Source organism: Pseudomonas sp. Arb-4-2C (assembly GCF_055755015.1).
In genome coordinates this window covers 4305740-4322828 of record NZ_CM146899.1, presented here as the reverse complement: position 1 = coordinate 4322828, position 17089 = coordinate 4305740, and the positions used below count along the sequence as shown (strand labels likewise).

The window sequence follows — 17089 nt, the reverse complement described above, 5'->3', positions numbered from 1 at the left end:
GTCATTCCAACAACAACGGCGTTTGATCAGCATAGACAATCAGGTCGCCACATCCGTTAGCCTGGAGTTCTACACATGCATCCCCGCGTTCTTGAGGTCACCGAACGGCTTATCGCCCGCAGCCGCGCCACGCGTCAGGCTTACCTTGCACTGATTCGCGGCGCCGCCACTGACGGGCCGATGCGCGGCAAGCTGCAATGCGCCAACTTCGCCCACGGCGTGGCCGGGTGTGGCAGCGAAGACAAGCACAGCCTGCGGATGATGAACTCGGCGAACATCGCCATTGTTTCTTCCTATAACGACATGCTCTCGGCGCACCAGCCGTACGAAGTGTTCCCTGAACAGATCAAGAACGCCCTGCGCGAAATCGGCTCGGTCGGCCAGTTCGCTGGTGGTACGCCAGCGATGTGCGATGGCGTGACCCAGGGCGAGCCGGGCATGGAGCTGAGCCTGCCAAGCCGTGAAGTGATCGCCATGTCCACGGCGGTGGCGCTGTCGCACAACATGTTCGACGGCGCGCTGATGCTCGGCATCTGCGACAAGATCGTGCCGGGCCTGATGATGGGCTCGCTGCGCTTCGGTCATCTGCCGACGATTTTCGTCCCGGGCGGGCCGATGGTCTCGGGGATTTCCAACAAGGAAAAAGCCGACGTGCGGCAGAAGTACGCTGAAGGCAAGGCGACCCGCGAAGAGCTGCTGGAATCGGAAATGAAGTCCTACCACAGCCCGGGCACCTGCACCTTCTACGGCACCGCCAACACCAACCAGTTGCTGATGGAAGTCATGGGCCTGCACTTGCCGGGCGCGTCTTTCGTCAACCCGAACACCCCGCTGCGTGAGGCCCTGACCCGCGAAGCCGCGCATCAGGTCACGCGCCTGACCAAGCAGAGCGGCAATTTCATGCCGATCGGCGAAATCGTCGACGAGAAGGCGCTGGTCAACTCGATCGTCGCGTTGCACGCCACCGGCGGTTCGACCAACCACACCCTGCACATGCCCGCCATCGCCATGGCGGCGGGCATTCAATTGACCTGGCAGGACATGGCCGACCTCTCCGAAGTCGTGCCGACCCTGAGCCACGTCTACCCGAACGGCAAGGCCGACATCAACCACTTCCAGGCGGCGGGCGGCATGTCGTTCCTGATCCGTGAACTGCTCGAAGCGGGCCTGCTGCACGAAGACGTCAACACCGTGCTCGGCCATGGCCTGAGCCGTTACACCAAAGAACCGTTCCTCGATAACGGTGAGCTGGTGTGGCGCGAAGGCCCGATCGAAAGCCTCGACGAAAATATCCTGCGTCCGGTCGCCCGAGCGTTCTCGGCCGAGGGTGGTCTGCGGGTGATGGAAGGCAACCTCGGACGTGGCGTGATGAAAGTCTCCGCCGTCGCGCTGGAAAACCAGATTGTCGAAGCACCGGCCATGGTGTTCCAGGATCAGCAGGATCTGGCCGATGCGTTCAAGGCTGGTTTGCTGGAGAAGGATTTCGTTGCGGTGATGCGCTTCCAGGGCCCGCGTTCCAACGGCATGCCCGAGCTGCACAAGATGACGCCGTTCCTCGGTGTGCTGCAGGATCGCGGCTTCAAAGTCGCGCTGGTCACCGACGGGCGCATGTCCGGCGCGTCGGGGAAAATCCCGGCGGCGATTCACGTCAGCCCTGAAGCTTATGTCGGCGGCGCTTTGGCGCGGGTGCAAGAGGGCGATATCATCCGCGTCGATGGCGTCAAAGGCACTTTGGAACTCAAGGTTGACGCCGCCGAATTTGCAGCGCGCGAACCCGCCAAAGGCCTGTTGGGCAACAACATCGGCAGCGGTCGCGAACTGTTTGGCTTCATGCGTTTGGCCTTCAGCTCGGCGGAGCAGGGCGCCAGCGCCTTCACTTCTGCCCTGGAGACGCTTAATTGAAACTGGCTTTGGTCGGTGATATCGGAGGCACCAACGCGCGGTTCGCGTTGTGGAAAAACCAGCAACTGGAATCGGTTCAAGTGCTGGCCACGGCCGACCACGCCAGCCCGGAAGAGGCGATCAGCCTGTACCTGAGCGGCCTCGGTCTGGCGCCGGGGGCGATCGGTTCGGTGTGCCTGTCGGTGGCGGGGCCGGTGAGTGGTGATGAATTCAAGTTCACCAACAATCACTGGCGCCTGAGCCGCACGGCGTTCTGCAAGACCTTGCAGGTCGAGCAACTGCTGCTGATCAACGACTTCTCGGCGATGGCGCTGGGCATGACCCGCTTGCAGCCCGGCGAATTTCGCGTGGTCTGCGAAGGCACGCCGGAGCCATTGCGTCCGGCGGTGGTGATCGGCCCGGGCACTGGCCTGGGCGTCGGCACGTTGCTCGATCTGGGCGAAGGCAGGTTTGCCGCATTGCCGGGGGAGGGCGGCCACGTCGATCTGCCGCTGAGCAGTCCGCGAGAAACCCAACTCTGGCAGCACATCCACAACGAAATCGGCCACGTCAGCGCGGAAACCGCGTTGAGCGGAGGTGGATTGCCACGGGTTTACCGGGCGATCTGTGCGGTGGATGGTCATGAACCCAAACTCGACACTCCAGAATCGATCACCGCAGCGGGCCTCGCTGGTGACCCGGTTGCGCTGGAAGTGCTGGAGCAGTTCTGCTGCTGGCTTGGCCGCGTGGCTGGCAACAACGTGCTGACCACTGGTGGGCGTGGCGGGGTGTACATCGTTGGCGGGGTGATTCCACGCTTTGCCGACTTCTTCCTCGAAAGCGGTTTTGCCCGCAGCTTCGCTGACAAGGGCTGCATGAGTGATTACTTCAAGGGCATTCCGGTGTGGCTGGTGACGGCGCCGTATTCCGGGCTTGTCGGTGCCGGTGTGGCGCTGGAGCAATCAATCCCTGCCTGAAACACGATCAAAATTGTGGGAGCGGGCTTGCTCGCGAATGCGGTGTATCAGAGACATTCAAGGTGACTGACACAGCGCTTTCGCGAGCAAGCCCGCTCCCACAGTGGTTCTGTGGTGTTTGCAAGTTCGATGCTTAAGGCATAATCCGCCCCAATTCCAACAACAAGGATGCCTTCGAAGTGAGCTCAGTCAACAAGTCGATATTGTTGGTCGATGACGACCAGGAAATACGCGAGTTGCTGGAAACCTACCTGACCCGTGCCGGGTTTCAGGTACGGGCCACGGCCGATGGCGCCAGTTTCCGCCAGGCACTCAACGAGGCGCCCAGCGATCTGGTGATCCTCGATGTGATGCTGCCCGACGAGGACGGCTTCAGCCTGTGCCGCTGGGTGCGCCAGCATCCGCGTCAGGCGCAGGTGCCGATCATCATGCTCACCGCCAGTTCCGACGAGGCCGACCGGGTGATCGGTCTGGAGCTCGGCGCTGACGATTACCTCGGCAAACCTTTCAGCCCCCGCGAACTGCAGGCGCGGATCAAGGCGTTGCTGCGTCGTGCGCAGTTCGGTCAGGAGCGCAGCGGCAGTGAGGTGCTGGCCTTCGACGAGTGGCGGCTGGACATGGTCAGCCATCGGCTGTTTCACACCGACGGCGAGGAAGTGATTCTCTCCGGCGCCGACTTCGCCTTGCTCAAACTGTTTCTCGATCACCCGCAGGAAATCCTCGACCGCGACACCATCGGCAACGCCACCCGTGGCCGTGACCTGATGCCGCTGGATCGCATCGTCGACATGGCGGTCAGCCGCTTGCGCCAGCGCCTGCGCGACACGGAAAAACCGCCACGCCTGATCCGCACCGTGCGCGGCAGTGGCTACCAACTGGCAGCCAATGTGGTTGCCGGCAATGGTCACTGAGTCCCTGCGTCGGCTCGCCAGCAGGGTGCCGGTACCGCGTTCGCTACTCGGACGAATGCTCCTGCTGACCTTGTTGGCGGTGCTGTTTGCGCAGACGCTGTCGAGCGTGATCTGGGTTTCGCAACTGCGCGCGACCCAGCTCGAAGGCCTGGTCACCAGCGCCCGCAGCCTCGCTCATTCGATGACCGCCAGTGTCAGTTATTTCCGTTCGCTGCCGGTGGCGTACCGCCCGCTGGTGCTCGACCAGTTGCGCAGCATGGGCGGCACCCGTTTCGTGGTGACGCTCAACGACAAACCACTGGGCATGGACGTGCTGCCCGTCACACCGCGCAAGGCCGCTGTGATGCAAGCAGTGGACGAAGTGCTGCGCCAGTCGCTCGGCCATGACACCGACATCTCGGTCAGTTTCGTCAGCCCCGAGGATCTGCGGATCTTCAACGCCGGGCTGAAACTCGACGAACTGCCGCGCTCCTGGGCCCATTACGCGCTGACCCTGGAGCCGGTCAATCCGCCGGTACTGGTCACGCAGATCCAGATGGCGCCGGGAGAATGGCTGTACATCGCGTCGCTGTTGCCTGAGCCCTACACCAGTCTTGAAGAACAAGGCCTGCCGGCGCAGCAGGTGTGGTTCATCGTCCTCACCAGCGGCTTTTTGCTGTTGTTCATCGGTCTGCTGGTGCACTGGCAGAGCCGACCGCTCAAGCGTCTGGCGCGGGCGGCGCGGGATCTGTCGCTGGGGGCCGATGTCGAGCCAGTGGCCGAGGGCGGCGGCAGTGAAGTGGTGGAAGTGGGTCGTGCCTTCAACACCATGCGTGAGCGCATCAGCCGTTACCTGACCGAACGCAGCCAGTTGTTCAGTGCGATTTCCCATGATCTGCGCACGCCGATCACCCGCCTGCGCTTGCGCGTCGAACTGCTGGAGGATGAGCAACTGCAAGCCAAGTTCGGCCGCGATCTGGATGAGCTTGAGTTGCTGGTCAAAGGTGCGCTGCAGTGCGTGAAAGACACCGACATCCACGAGAACATCGAGCCGGTGGACTTGAACCATGTGCTCGACTGTCTGGTGGAGCCGTATCTGGCACCCAACGGCAATGGCCGCGTGACCCAGCAAGGCAAGGCGCTGGCGGCGTATCCGGGCAAGCCTTTGGCGTTGAAGCGTTGCATCGGCAACCTGATCGACAACGCGTTGAAATACGGGCAGAACGCTCATCTGCACATCGACGACGATGAGCGCGCGTTTGTCCTGCACGTCGACGATGAAGGCCCGGGTGTGCCGGAGCAACGGCTGGAGCAGGTGTTCGAGCCGCACTTTCGCTTGGCGGGGCAGCAGCAGGGGTATGGTCTGGGGTTGGGGATTGCACGCAACATCGCTCACAGCCATGGCGGCGAGGTGACGCTGCAGAATCTGCGTGAAGGTGGGTTGCGGGTGACGTTGCAGTTGCCGCGCAGTGTTGATTAGTCAGACCGCGTTATCGTTCTTCGCGAGCAGGCTCGCTCCCACAGGTGATTGTGTTCCATCTGGAGGAATACGATCGAATGTGGGAGCAAGCCTGCGCCCACAGGTGATGGCGCTCCATCTGGAGGAATACGGTCAATGTGGGAGCGAGCCTGCTCGCGAAGGCGCCAGCCGATACACCATAAATGTCACGGACTGGTGACAAAACCCGCCCCCTTCGTTACATGACCACCCCGGCCCGTTGTTTAGACTCCCCGCAGTCATAACAACAAAAAAGGCCACCCATGGATCTTTTTCACCCAGGCTTCAGCAGTTGGCTGAACGCCCCTGCCCACCAGCAATGGCTCGCCGACGAAGGTCTGCGCCTGCTGGCATTCGCCAGGAACTCCAGACTGCCCGAAGGTTTCGGCAACCTCGACGAGCGCGGCCGTTTGCCTGCGCACGCGCACGCCGAAACCATGAACACCGCGCGCATGACCCACAGCTTCGCCATGGCCCATATTCAGGGGCTGCCGGGGTTCGCCGAACTGGTCGATCACGGCATCGCGGCCCTGCGCGGCCCGTTGCGTGATGCGCTGCATGGCGGCTGGTTTGCGGTCGCCGAACACCGCGATGGCAACACCGGCAAGAATGCTTATCTGCATGCCTTCGTGGCGCTGGCAGCCAGCTCTGCGGTGGTCGCGCAACGTCCCGGCGCGCAAGCGTTGCTGGATGACGCCATCGACATCATCGACACTTATTTCTGGTGCGAAGAAGAGGGCGCCATGCGCGAATTCTTCAACCGCGACTGGCGCGAAGAAGAAGCCTATCGCGGCGCCAACAGCAACATGCACGCCACCGAAGCGTTCCTTGCGCTGGCGGACGTCACTGAAGATCCACGCTGGCTGGTGCGCGCGCAACGCATCGTCGAACGGGTGATTCACGGTCACGCCGCTGCCAACGGATTCATGGTCATCGAACACTTCGACCGTGACTGGCAACCGCTGCGCGAGTACAACCACGACAATCCGGCCGACGGCTTCCGTCCTTACGGCACCACGCCGGGCCACGGTTTCGAGTGGGCGCGGCTGTTGCTGCACCTTGAAGCGGCGCGGGTCCAGGCCGGCATGCTCACCCCCGGTTGGCTTGCAACCGATGCGCAGAAACTCTTCGAGCAGAACTGCCGCCACGGCTGGGACGTCGATGGCGCACCGGGGATCGTCTACACCCTGGACTGGGACAACAAAGCCGTGGTGCGCCATCGCCTGCACTGGACACATGCCGAGGCCAGCGCCGCTGCAAGTGCCTTGCTCAAGCGCACCGGCGATGCGCAATACGAAACCTGGTACCGGCTGTTCTGGGAATTCTGCGATAGCCATTTCATCGACCGTTGCGACGGCAGCTGGCACCACGAACTCAACCCGCAAAACATGCCAAGCGCCGATATCTGGGCGGGCAAACCCGATCTCTACCACGCGTGGCAGGCGGTGCTGATTCCTCGTCTACCCTTGTCACCCAGTATGGCCACTGCGCTGGCGCAGTCGTCCCAGAGCGCTGCCCTGCACCGGCATGTGTAACCATGTGGTGACATTTGCGCGTCCCTTCGTTACCTGCGAAGGGAATCGCCCTGTTTAAACTCCTGTGCAGCGCAAGCACCAGACTTGCATGCATAACAACAAGAAAGGTACATCTCAGATGAATGCGATTTCTCGCCTCGCTACTGTCATTTCTGTCGCCTCCCTGTTCCCGCTCGCAATTCTGCCTCTCAGTGTTTCCGCTGCCGAATCCAAAGGTTCGGTCGAAGTCGTGCACTGGTGGACGTCCGGTGGCGAAAAAGCCGCCGTTGATGTGCTCAAGGCCCAAGTCGAAAAAGACGGTTTCACCTGGAAAGACGGCGCTGTCGCCGGCGGTGGCGGTGCAACTGCCATGACTGTGCTGAAAAGCCGCGCCGTGGCCGGTAACCCGCCAGGCGTCGCCCAGATCAAAGGCCCGGACATCCAGGAATGGGCGTCCACCGGTCTGCTCGACACCGACGTGCTGAAAGACGTCGCCAAGTCGGAAAAGTGGGACAGCCTGCTCGACAAGAAAGTCTCCGATACCGTGAAGTACGACGGTGATTACGTGGCCGTGCCGGTGAACATTCACCGCGTGAACTGGCTGTGGATCAACCCGGAAGTCTTCAAGAAAGCCGGTATCACCAAGAACCCGACCACCCTCGAAGAATTCTACGCCGCCGGCGACAAGCTCAAGGCTGCGGGCTTCATCCCGCTGGCCCACGGCGGTCAACCCTGGCAGGACAGCACCGTGTTCGAAGCCGTGGTGCTCTCGGTCATGGGAGTTGATGGCTACAAGAAAGCCCTGGTCGATCTGGACAACAAGGCGCTGACCGGCCCGGAAATGGTCAAGGCCCTGACCGAACTGAAGAAAGTCGCAACCTACATGGACCAGGACGGCAAAGGCCAGGACTGGAACCTGGAAGCGGCGAAAGTCATCAACGGCAAGGCCGGCATGCAGATCATGGGTGACTGGGCCAAGTCCGAATGGACCGCCGCCAAGAAAGTCGCCGGCAAGGACTACGAGTGCGTAGCGTTCCCGGGCACCGACAAGGCGTTCACCTACAACATCGACTCCCTTGCTGTGTTCAAGCAGAAGGACGCGGGCACCGCGGCCGGTCAGCAGGACATCGCCAAAGTGGTGCTGGGTGAAAACTTCCAGAAAGTCTTCAGCATCAACAAAGGCTCGATCCCGGTTCGCAACGACATGTTGAACAACATGGACAAGCTCGGCTTCGATTCCTGCGCCCAGACCGCTGCCAAGGACTTCCTGGCGGACGCCAAGTCCGGCGGCCTGCAGCCAAGCATGGCGCACAACATGGCGACCACGCTGGCCGTGCAGGGCGCGTTCTTTGATGTCGTGACCAACTACATCAACGACCCGAAAGCCGACCCGGCCGATGCTGCGAAGAAACTCGGCGCAGCGGTGCAGTCAGCCAAGTAACCGTCAGTAGCGCAGGCCCCTCCCTGTGAGAGCGGGCTTGCTCGCGAAGGCGTCGTGTCAGTTGCTCCATCCGTCGACTGACACACCGATTTCGCGAGCAAGCCCGCTCCCACAAGGGAACTCACCGTAGTTTTATTCCCTGTACTGGATTTTCCCATGAGTTCTGTTGCTGTGTTCAGCAAGGCCTCGCCGTTCGATGCGCTGCAGCGCTGGCTACCGAAACTGGTGCTGGCGCCGAGCATGTTCATCGTGCTGGTGGGCTTCTATGGCTACATCCTGTGGACGTTCGTGCTGTCGTTCACCACCTCGACCTTCCTGCCGAACTACAAGTGGGCGGGGCTGGCGCAATACGCACGGCTGTTCGACAACGACCGCTGGTGGGTGGCGAGCAAGAACCTCGCGGTGTTCGGTGGCATGTTCATCGGCATCACCCTGGTGATCGGCGTGCTGCTGGCGGTGTTCCTCGACCAGCGCATCCGTCGCGAAGGCTTTATCCGCACCATTTACCTGTACCCGATGGCGCTCTCGATGATCGTCACCGGTACCGCGTGGAAATGGCTGCTCAACCCGGGCATGGGCCTGGACAAATTATTGCGTGACTGGGGCTGGGAAGGTTTCCGTCTCGACTGGCTGATCGACCCTGATCGCGTGGTCTATTGCCTGGTGATCGCCGCTGTGTGGCAAGCCTCGGGCTTCATCATGGCGATGTTCCTTGCCGGCCTGCGTGGCGTTGATCAATCGATCATCCGTGCGGCGCAGATCGATGGCGCGAGCATGCCGACCATCTACTGGAAAGTGGTGCTGCCAAGCCTGCGTCCGGTGTTCTTCAGTGCGGTAATGATCCTGGCGCACATCGCGATCAAGAGCTTCGACCTGGTCGCGGCGATGACCGCCGGTGGTCCGGGTTATTCCTCCGACCTGCCAGCGATGTTCATGTATTCCTTTACCTTCAGTCGCGGCCAGATGGGCATGGGCTCGGCCAGTGCAATTCTGATGCTCGGTGCGATCCTCGCGATCATCGTGCCTTACCTGTATTCCGAGCTGAGGACCAAGCGCAATGACTAGTCTCGCTGCCAAACCTGCCTTCAGCCTGAGCCGCGTGGCGATCTACGCGGTGCTGATCCTCGCGGTATTGCTGTACCTGATCCCGCTGGTGGTGATGCTGCTGACCAGCTTCAAGACCCCGGAAGACATCAGCACCGGCAACCTGCTGAGCTGGCCGACCGTGGTCAGCGGCATCGGCTGGGTCAAGGCCTGGGCCACAGTCGACGGTTACTTCTGGAACTCGATCAAGATCACCGTTCCTGCGGTCATCATCTCCACCGCCATCGGTGCGTTGAACGGTTACGTGCTGTCGTTCTGGCGCTTCCGTGGTTCGCAGTTGTTCTTCGGTCTGCTGTTGTTCGGCTGCTTCCTGCCATTCCAGACCGTGTTGCTGCCGGCGTCGTTCACCCTCGGCAAGATGGGCCTGGCAAGCACCACCACTGGCCTGGTGTTTGTCCACGTGGTTTACGGTCTGGCGTTTACTACGCTGTTCTTCCGTAACTACTACGTGAGCATTCCTGATGCACTGGTCAAAGCTGCACGTCTGGATGGCGCGGGTTTCTTCACGATTTTCCGCCGCATCATTCTGCCGATGTCGACCCCGATCATCATGGTCTGCCTGATCTGGCAGTTCACCCAGATCTGGAACGACTTCCTGTTTGGTGTGGTGTTCTCCAGCGGTGATTCGCAGCCGATTACGGTCGCGCTGAACAACCTGGTCAACACCAGCACCGGCGCCAAGGAATACAACGTTGATATGGCAGCGGCGATGATCGCCGGGCTGCCGACCCTGCTGGTCTATGTGGTCGCAGGCAAGTATTTCGTGCGCGGGCTGACGGCCGGCGCAGTCAAGGGGTAATCATGGCAACGCTCGAACTTCGCAACGTAAACAAGACCTACGGTGCCGGCCTGCCGGACACCCTGAAGAACATCGAACTGTCGATCAAGGACGGTGAGTTCCTGATCCTGGTCGGTCCGTCGGGCTGCGGCAAGTCGACCCTGATGAACTGCATCGCCGGCCTCGAAACCATCACTGGCGGCGCGATCATGATCGGCGATCAGGACGTCAGCGGCATGAGCCCGAAGGATCGCGACATCGCCATGGTGTTCCAGTCCTACGCGCTGTACCCGACCATGAGCGTGCGCGAGAACATCGAGTTCGGTCTGAAGATCCGCAAGATGCCGCAGTCGGCGATCGATGAAGAAGTGGCACGCGTAGCCAAGCTGCTGCAGATCGAACACCTGCTCAATCGCAAGCCGGGCCAGCTCTCCGGCGGCCAGCAACAGCGTGTGGCGATGGGCCGTGCGCTGGCGCGGCGGCCGAAGATTTATCTGTTCGACGAACCGCTGTCCAACCTCGACGCCAAGCTGCGCGTCGAGATGCGCACCGAAATGAAACTGATGCACCAGCGTCTGAAAACCACCACGGTCTACGTGACCCACGACCAGATCGAAGCGATGACCCTGGGCGACAAAGTGGCGGTGATGAAGGACGGGATCATCCAGCAGTTCGGCACGCCGAAAGAAATCTACAACGACCCGGCCAACCTGTTCGTGGCGAGCTTCATCGGTTCGCCGCCGATGAACTTCATCCCGCTGCGCCTGCAACGCAAGGACAGTCGCCTGCTGGCGCTGCTCGACAGCGGTCAGGCGCGTTGTGAGTTGCCGATGAGCATGCAGGACGCCGGGCTGGAAGATCGCGAAGTGATCCTCGGCCTGCGCCCGGAGCAGATCGTCCTGGCGAATGGCGAGGGTAATGGCCTGCCGAGCATCAAGGCCGAGGTGCAGGTCACCGAGCCGACCGGTCCGGACACTCTGGTGTTCGTCAACCTGAATGAAACCAAGGTCTGCTGCCGTCTGGCACCGGACGTGGCACCGCAGGTGGGCGAGACCCTGACACTGCAGTTCGATCCGTCGAAAGTGTTGTTGTTTGATGCCAAGACTGGCGAGCGTCTGGGCGTTGCGGGCCAGGCGCAAACCGAAGCGCGGTCGGCGAACGTGGCGCAATTCAAGGGCCGCTGAAGAACAAGGTGGGAGCAGGCTTGCTCGCGAAAGCGGAGTGTCAGGCAATACATATGTCGACTGACATGACGCCTTCGCGAGCAAGCCCGCTCCCACAGGGGAAAAGTGGTGTTCGGCCTGTCGTTCACCGCACTTTTATGTAAACCACGTTGGAAAAAAACAGTTAATAACAATAAAGACGAGGATGTAGGGATGAAAAAGAAACACGTCAATGCCCGGTTGATCTGCCAAGTGTCAGCTGCGGCGGCATTGGTGCTGGCCGGCAATGCAATGGCTGCCGATGCATTCAGTTCCGATTCGAAATGGATGACTGGCGACTGGGGTGGCGAGCGTACCAAGCTGATCGAGCAAGGTATCGACATCAAGGCTGATTACGTCGGGGAAATGGGCGCCAACCTGCATGGCGGCTATAACGACGACAAGACCGGCCGCTACAGCGACCAGTTCGGTCTGGGCGTGGCGCTGGACCTGCAAAAACTCTGGGGCTGGGACAACACTCAGGCCAAGATCCAGCTGACCAACCGTAACGGTCAAAACATCTCCAACGACCGTGTTGGCGATCCGCGTGCCGGCACCTTGTCGTCGTCGCAGGAAGTCTACGGTCGTGGCCACATGGTGCGTCTGACCCAGTTGTGGATTCAGCACCAGTTCTTCGACAACAAGCTCGACGTCAAGGCCGGTTACTTCGGTGAAGGCGAAGACTTCAATACCTTCCCGTGCGAATTCCAGAACCTGGCGTTCTGCGGCTCGCAAGTGGGTAACTGGGCGACCAACATCTGGTACAACTGGCCTGTCAGCCAGGCCGCGATCCGCGTGAAGTACAACATCAACGACGAGCTCTACGCACAAATCGGCGCGTACAACCAGAACCCGTCGCAACTGGAACACGGCAACGGTTTCAAACTCAGCGGCAGCGGCACCGCCGGTACTGTGTTGCCGGTCGAGCTGGTCTGGTCGCCTAAGGTCAACAGCCTGCCGGGCGAATACCGTGTCGGTTACTACAAGAGCACCGCTGACGCCAATGACGTGCGTGAAGACGCCAACGGCAACGACGCTGCGACCACCGGTGATGCCTACCGCGTACACAACAGCAAGCACGGTTACTGGTTCGTCGCGCAGCAGCAACTCACCAGCCACAACGGTGATGCGACTCGCGGTCTGAACATTGCCGCCAACGCGACCTTCCACGACAAGGACACCAACTTCATCGACAACTACCAGTCGCTGATGTTTGTCTACAAAGGCCCGTTCGACGCTCGTCCGAAGGATGACGTTGGCATCGGTGCGGCGCGTATCCACGTCAACGATGATGTGAAGAAAAACGCCGAGCTGCTGAATGCTTCCAACGGTGTTTCGGACTACGACAATCCGGTGTTCTCGCCAATTCGTGATACTGAATACAACTACGAGATCAACTACGGCTTCCACGTCACCAACTGGCTGACGGTGCGTCCTAACCTGCAATACATCACCCATCCGGGCGGTGTTGATGCGGTGGACAACGCTTTGGTCGCTGGCCTGAAAATTCAGTCGGTGTTCTAACGCGTCTGCGATAAGCTCCTCTCTATGTGCGCATATTTGCGGACGGCCAAGGCTGTCCGCTTTTTTTTGGGGACAGGCGCCCCCCTGTGAAAGACGAGTTCAGGACCGTGGCCAATGCATGAGCATCCGCTGCAACGCTTCTTCAAATCCCTGCGTGAACAACCGGTGTTCGCCTGGGAGCGCTATCAGATGCGCGATGTGCTGGTGATTGATCATCCGCTGTGCCAGGCGGTGTTCAGTCGTCAGGGCGCGCAATTGCTGCACTTTCAGCCACGCGGACAGAAACCGTGGTTGTGGTGTGCGGCGAAGTGGCCGCATGTCGGTGCCATTCGCGGTGGCGTGCCGGTGTGCTGGCCGTGGTATGGCCGTCATCCGAGCGAAAACGCCTGGCCGTCCCATGGCTGGGCGCGGCTGCTCGACTGGAAACTGATCGACAGCAGCAGTGCCGACGATGGCGTGCGCCTGCATTGGCAGTTGCAGTTGTGCGACTGGCAGGTGGACCTGCACGCCCACCTGGGCGAACGCATGGACTTGCGCCTGAGCACCGAGCATCAGGACGACATGCCGTGCCAGTTGAGCCAGGCTTTGCATGCTTACTGGCGTATTGGCGATGTCGGTGAGATAGCGCTGTCTGGGCTCGAAGGCGCGCAAGGATATGACCAGTTGAGCCGCCAGTCTTGCCAGCAGGAAGGCGAATTGCGCGTCGATGGCGGTTGTCAGCGGGTGTTTCAGCATGACGGCGAATTGCAGCTGAAAGATCACGCCTGGCAGCGCGAGCTGTGCATTGATACGGGCGACAGCGCCGACACGGTGGTCTGGCATCCGGGTTCGCGGCCGTTGCTGGGCGTGAGCTGGGATGAGGTGAGCGAGTTTGTCTGTGTCGAAGCGGCGGCGGGCGGGACGGACAGCCTGCATCTGGCGCCGGGAGAGAAAGCGCATTTGAGCTTGCAGGCGTGGGCGGCGGCCTAGATTTGCGGTGAGTCGGCTGACCCCTTCGCGAGCAATCAGCCGAGATTCTGGATCAGTTGAACTCGTCACCCACCGGATACCGGCTGGCATTCAAACTCTCTTTGATCTTGCGCAGATGCGGCTGGAAATCCACGCCACGACGCAAGGTCATCCCGGTCGCCAGCACATCAAGCACGGTCAACTGAATGATCCGCGACGTCATCGGCATATAAATGTCGGTGTCTTCCGGCAGCGGAATATTCAGGCTCAAGGTACTCGCTTTGGCCAGCGGCGAATTCTCCGCCGTCAGACCCAGCACCGAAGCCCCGTTCTCCCGAGCAATGCGTGCCACTTCCACCAGTTCACGCGTACGCCCGGTGTAGGAAATGATCACGAACAGTTCGCCGGTGTGCGCCACCGACGCAATCATTCGCTGCATCAGCACATCGGCATGCGCGGTGACCGCCAGATTGAAACGGAAGAATTTGTGCTGCGCATCCAGCGCCACCGGCGCCGAAGCGCCGAGGCCGAAGAAGTGGATCTGCCGGGCCTGAATCAACAGGTTGACGGCGCGGCTGATCAGGTTCGGGTCCAGCGCCTGGCAAGCGCTGTCCAGCGAGGCGATGGCGCTGCCGAAGATCTTCTGCGTGTACGCCTCGGGATTGTCATCGGCCTCGACCGCACGGCTGACATACGCCGCGCCACTGGCCAGGCTCTGCGCCAGTTGCAGCTTGAGTTCAGGGTAGCCGCTGACACCGAACGAACGGCAGAAACGGTTGACCGTCGGCTCGCTCACCGACGCCGCCTGGGCGAGGGCGGCGATGCTGAAGCGGGTGGCCTGCTGCGGGTTGAGCAGGATCACCTCGGCGACTTTGCGTTCGGCCTTGTTCAGCTCTTCAAGGCGACTCTGGATCTGTTCCAGTAAATTTCGCACGCGGTCCATATGGAATTCCTAATTCACCTGCGCAAAGGTGCGCCGGGCTATGCAAATTGGGCCTTTGATGTGGCCCGTGACGGTGGCCTATCCTACTGATGGCTCCGACCGACCACCACCCGGAATCTGTATTTTGCGAAAATGTTGTGGTTATTACTACATTTTCCCTTGAGTGATGCCTTGAAAAAAGGTATTTGTAGCTTAACTTGATAAAAGAACAAACATCATGCCTTCGATTACGGTTGAACCGTGCACCTTTGCCTTGTTCGGCGCTCTCGGCGATCTGGCCCTGCGCAAGCTGTTTCCTGCCCTTTATCACCTTGATGGCGCCGACCTGCTGCATGAGGACACGCGCATCATCGCGCTGGCCCGTGAAGACGGTACCGAGCAGCAGCACCTGGCGTTCATCGCCGCCGAATTGCGCCGTTACGTCGGCAAAGAGCTGGACGAGGCCGTGGCCGAGCGCTTTCTGGCGCGCCTGAGCTACCTGCACGTCGACTTCCTCAAGGCTGAAGATTACGTGGCGCTGGCCGAACTGGCAGGCAGCGCCCAACGCATGATTGCCTACTTCGCCACCCCGGCGGCGGTGTACGGCGCGATCTGCGAGAACCTGGCGAAAGTCGGTCTGGCAGAAAATACCCGCGTGGTGCTGGAAAAGCCGATCGGCTCCGATCTGGAATCTTCGCGCAAAGTGAACGACGCCGTGGCGCAGTTCTTCCCGGAGAACCGCACCTACCGCATTGACCACTACCTGGGCAAAGAGACCGTCCAGAACCTGATCGCCCTGCGTTTCGCCAACAGTCTGTTCGAAACCCAGTGGAACCAGAATTACATCTCCCACGTGGAAATCACCGTGGCCGAGAAGGTCGGCATCGAAGGCCGTTGGGGCTATTTCGACAAGGCCGGCCAACTGCGCGACATGATCCAGAACCACCTGCTGCAGCTGCTGTGCCTGATCGCCATGGACCCGCCGGCCGACCTGTCCGCCGACAGTATCCGTGACGAGAAGGTGAAAGTGCTCAAGGCCCTGGCGCCGATCAGCCCGGAAGGCCTGACCACGCAAGTGGTTCGCGGTCAGTACATTGCCGGTCACAGCGAAGGCAAGTCCGTCCCGGGCTACCTGGAAGAACCGAACTCCAACACCCAGAGCGACACCGAAACCTTTGTTGCCCTGCGTGCCGATATCCGCAACTGGCGCTGGGCCGGCGTGCCGTTCTACCTGCGTACCGGCAAGCGCATGCCGCAGAAACTGTCGCAGATTGTCATCCACTTCAAGGAACCGTCGCACTACATCTTCGCGCCGGAACAACGCCTGCAGATCAGCAACAAATTGATCATCCGTCTGCAACCGGACGAAGGCATTTCCTTGCGCGTGATGACCAAGGAACAGGGCCTGGACAAGGGCATGCAACTGCGCAGCGGTCCGCTGCAACTGAATTTCTCCGACACCTGGCGCAGCGCGCGGATCCCCGACGCCTACGAGCGGTTGTTGCTGGAAGTGATGAACGGCAATCAGAACCTGTTTGTCCGTAAAGATGAAATCGAAGCCGCGTGGAAGTGGTGTGACCAGTTGATCGCCGGGTGGAAAAAATCCGGTGACGCGCCCAAGCCGTATGCGGCCGGGTCGTGGGGGCCGATGAGCTCGATTGCACTGATCACGCGGGACGGGAGGTCGTGGTATGGCGATATCTGATGTGAAACTGCCTGCGGGCGTGCACGCCCACCAGTTCAAGAACCCGGCGCTGTTGGCCGAAGGTCTGGCGTTGAACGTGGCCAAGCAACTGAATGAAGCCATCGGCGCTCGCGGCAACGCGGTGCTGGTGGTGTCCGGCGGTCGCAGCCCGGTAGCGTTTTTCCAGCACCTGGCCAAGCAGGAGCTGGACTGGTCGAAGGTCGTCGTGACCCTCGCCGACGAGCGCTGGGTGCCGGTCGAGCACGCCGACAGCAACGCTGGTCTGCTCAAGCAGTATCTGCTCAAGGGGCCGGCCGCCAAAGCGCAGTTCCTCAGCCTTTACAGCGCGGCGGCCAACGTCGAGCAGGCTGCTGAACAAGCCGACCGCTTGCTCGCCGAACTGCCGCCGATCGATGTGCTGGTGCTGGGCATGGGCGATGACGGGCATACCGCGTCGCTGTTCCCGGACAGCCCGAACCTGACTGAAGCGCTACAGGCGGACGGTACCCGTCGCTGCTGGCCGATGCTGGCGCCAAGTGTGCCGCGTCAGCGCCTGACCATGAGCCGCGCGCTGCTGGCTTCGGCGAAGCACAGGATTCTGTCGATTTCCGGTCAATCGAAACTGACCACCCTGAATGCCGCACTGGCATCCGACGACGTCGCGGCCATGCCGGTTCGCGCGTTTCTGCAACCTACGTTAGAGATTTACTGGTGCCCATGAGCCAA

General features: G+C 60.9%; 14 protein-coding genes. 13 read left to right on the top strand and 1 reads right to left on the bottom strand.

Annotated features, from left to right (window positions below):
- Positions 1–75: 75 nt before the first annotated feature.
- The 11 genes from edd (at position 76) to AC0J41_RS19570 (ending at position 13778) form a co-directional block, all read left to right on the top strand.
- The gene (gene edd / locus AC0J41_RS19620; protein WP_473013368.1) at positions 76–1902 is read left to right on the top strand and encodes a phosphogluconate dehydratase; all 1827 of its coding nucleotides are present in this window, start codon (positions 76–78) and stop codon (positions 1900–1902) included.
- A complete protein-coding gene (locus tag AC0J41_RS19615; RefSeq protein WP_473013367.1) occupies positions 1899–2858 on the top strand; it encodes a glucokinase in 960 nt (319 codons plus the stop codon). Before edd ends, AC0J41_RS19615 begins: the two co-directional genes overlap by 4 nt.
- 179 nt (positions 2859–3037) lie before the next feature.
- Positions 3038–3769, top strand: a complete 732-nt coding sequence (locus tag AC0J41_RS19610) for a response regulator (RefSeq protein WP_025112821.1) — start codon at positions 3038–3040, stop codon at positions 3767–3769.
- The gene (locus AC0J41_RS19605) at positions 3759–5228 is read left to right on the top strand and encodes an ATP-binding protein (protein WP_025112822.1); all 1470 of its coding nucleotides are present in this window, start codon (positions 3759–3761) and stop codon (positions 5226–5228) included. The genes AC0J41_RS19610 and AC0J41_RS19605 overlap by 11 nt, the downstream gene beginning before the upstream one ends.
- A 281-nt stretch (positions 5229–5509) precedes the next feature.
- Positions 5510–6781, top strand: a complete 1272-nt coding sequence (locus AC0J41_RS19600) for a D-mannose isomerase (protein ID WP_473013366.1) — start codon at positions 5510–5512, stop codon at positions 6779–6781.
- A gap of 118 nt (positions 6782–6899) precedes the next feature.
- Positions 6900–8201, top strand: a complete 1302-nt coding sequence (locus AC0J41_RS19595) for an ABC transporter substrate-binding protein (protein ID WP_473013365.1) — start codon at positions 6900–6902, stop codon at positions 8199–8201.
- Positions 8202–8357: 156 nt separating this feature from the next.
- Positions 8358–9266 carry a carbohydrate ABC transporter permease gene (locus AC0J41_RS19590; RefSeq protein WP_007917874.1) on the top strand — a complete coding sequence of 303 codons (909 nt, stop codon included), beginning with the start codon at positions 8358–8360 and terminating at the stop codon, positions 9264–9266.
- Positions 9259–10104 carry a carbohydrate ABC transporter permease gene (locus AC0J41_RS19585; protein ID WP_025112825.1) on the top strand — a complete coding sequence of 282 codons (846 nt, stop codon included), beginning with the start codon at positions 9259–9261 and terminating at the stop codon, positions 10102–10104. Before AC0J41_RS19590 ends, AC0J41_RS19585 begins: the two co-directional genes overlap by 8 nt.
- Positions 10105–10106: 2 nt before the next feature.
- Positions 10107–11267: an ABC transporter ATP-binding protein gene (locus AC0J41_RS19580; protein WP_473013364.1), complete on the top strand. Its 1161-nt coding sequence runs from the start codon at positions 10107–10109 to the stop codon at positions 11265–11267.
- Positions 11268–11459: 192 nt separating this feature from the next.
- A complete protein-coding gene (locus tag AC0J41_RS19575) occupies positions 11460–12809 on the top strand; it encodes a carbohydrate porin (protein ID WP_025112827.1) in 1350 nt (449 codons plus the stop codon).
- 114 nt (positions 12810–12923) lie between these two features.
- On the top strand, positions 12924–13778 hold the full coding sequence (locus tag AC0J41_RS19570) for a D-hexose-6-phosphate mutarotase (RefSeq protein ID WP_473013363.1): 855 nt from the start codon (positions 12924–12926) through the stop codon (positions 13776–13778).
- Between the two features lie 52 nt (positions 13779–13830).
- On the opposite strand, the gene AC0J41_RS19565 is transcribed toward AC0J41_RS19570, so the two are convergent.
- Positions 13831–14691 carry a MurR/RpiR family transcriptional regulator gene (locus AC0J41_RS19565; RefSeq protein WP_473016024.1) on the bottom strand — a complete coding sequence of 287 codons (861 nt, stop codon included), beginning with the start codon at positions 14689–14691 and terminating at the stop codon, positions 13831–13833.
- A 226-nt stretch (positions 14692–14917) separates the two neighbouring features.
- On the opposite strand from AC0J41_RS19565, the gene zwf reads away from it, so the two are divergent.
- Together zwf and pgl are read left to right on the top strand one after the other, a co-directional pair.
- Positions 14918–16384 (top strand): glucose-6-phosphate dehydrogenase, encoded by a 1467-nt coding sequence (gene zwf / locus AC0J41_RS19560; protein WP_025112829.1) that lies wholly within the window; start codon positions 14918–14920, stop codon positions 16382–16384.
- Complete coding sequence (gene pgl / locus AC0J41_RS19555) at positions 16371–17084, top strand: 6-phosphogluconolactonase (protein ID WP_025112830.1); 714 nt, start codon at positions 16371–16373, stop codon at positions 17082–17084. Before zwf ends, pgl begins: the two co-directional genes overlap by 14 nt.
- Positions 17085–17089: the final 5 nt, after the last annotated feature.

Bases quoted from the DNA above. Each gene is read 5' to 3' on its own strand.
- AC0J41_RS19600 (WP_473013366.1), top strand. From the start codon at position 5,510: ATGGATCTTTTTCACCCAGGCTTCAGCAGTTGGCTGAACGCCCCTGCC.
- pgl (WP_025112830.1), top strand. From the start codon at position 16,371: ATGGCGATATCTGATGTGAAACTGCCTGCGGGCGTGCACGCCCACCAG.
- AC0J41_RS19595 (WP_473013365.1), top strand. From the start codon at position 6,900: ATGAATGCGATTTCTCGCCTCGCTACTGTCATTTCTGTCGCCTCCCTG.
- AC0J41_RS19590 (WP_007917874.1), top strand. From the start codon at position 8,358: ATGAGTTCTGTTGCTGTGTTCAGCAAGGCCTCGCCGTTCGATGCGCTG.
- AC0J41_RS19585 (WP_025112825.1), top strand. From the start codon at position 9,259: ATGACTAGTCTCGCTGCCAAACCTGCCTTCAGCCTGAGCCGCGTGGCG.
- AC0J41_RS19570 (WP_473013363.1), top strand. From the start codon at position 12,924: ATGCATGAGCATCCGCTGCAACGCTTCTTCAAATCCCTGCGTGAACAA.
- edd (WP_473013368.1), top strand. From the start codon at position 76: ATGCATCCCCGCGTTCTTGAGGTCACCGAACGGCTTATCGCCCGCAGC.
- zwf (WP_025112829.1), top strand. From the start codon at position 14,918: ATGCCTTCGATTACGGTTGAACCGTGCACCTTTGCCTTGTTCGGCGCT.
- AC0J41_RS19580 (WP_473013364.1), top strand. From the start codon at position 10,107: ATGGCAACGCTCGAACTTCGCAACGTAAACAAGACCTACGGTGCCGGC.
- AC0J41_RS19575 (WP_025112827.1), top strand. From the start codon at position 11,460: ATGAAAAAGAAACACGTCAATGCCCGGTTGATCTGCCAAGTGTCAGCT.
- AC0J41_RS19605 (WP_025112822.1), top strand. From the start codon at position 3,759: ATGGTCACTGAGTCCCTGCGTCGGCTCGCCAGCAGGGTGCCGGTACCG.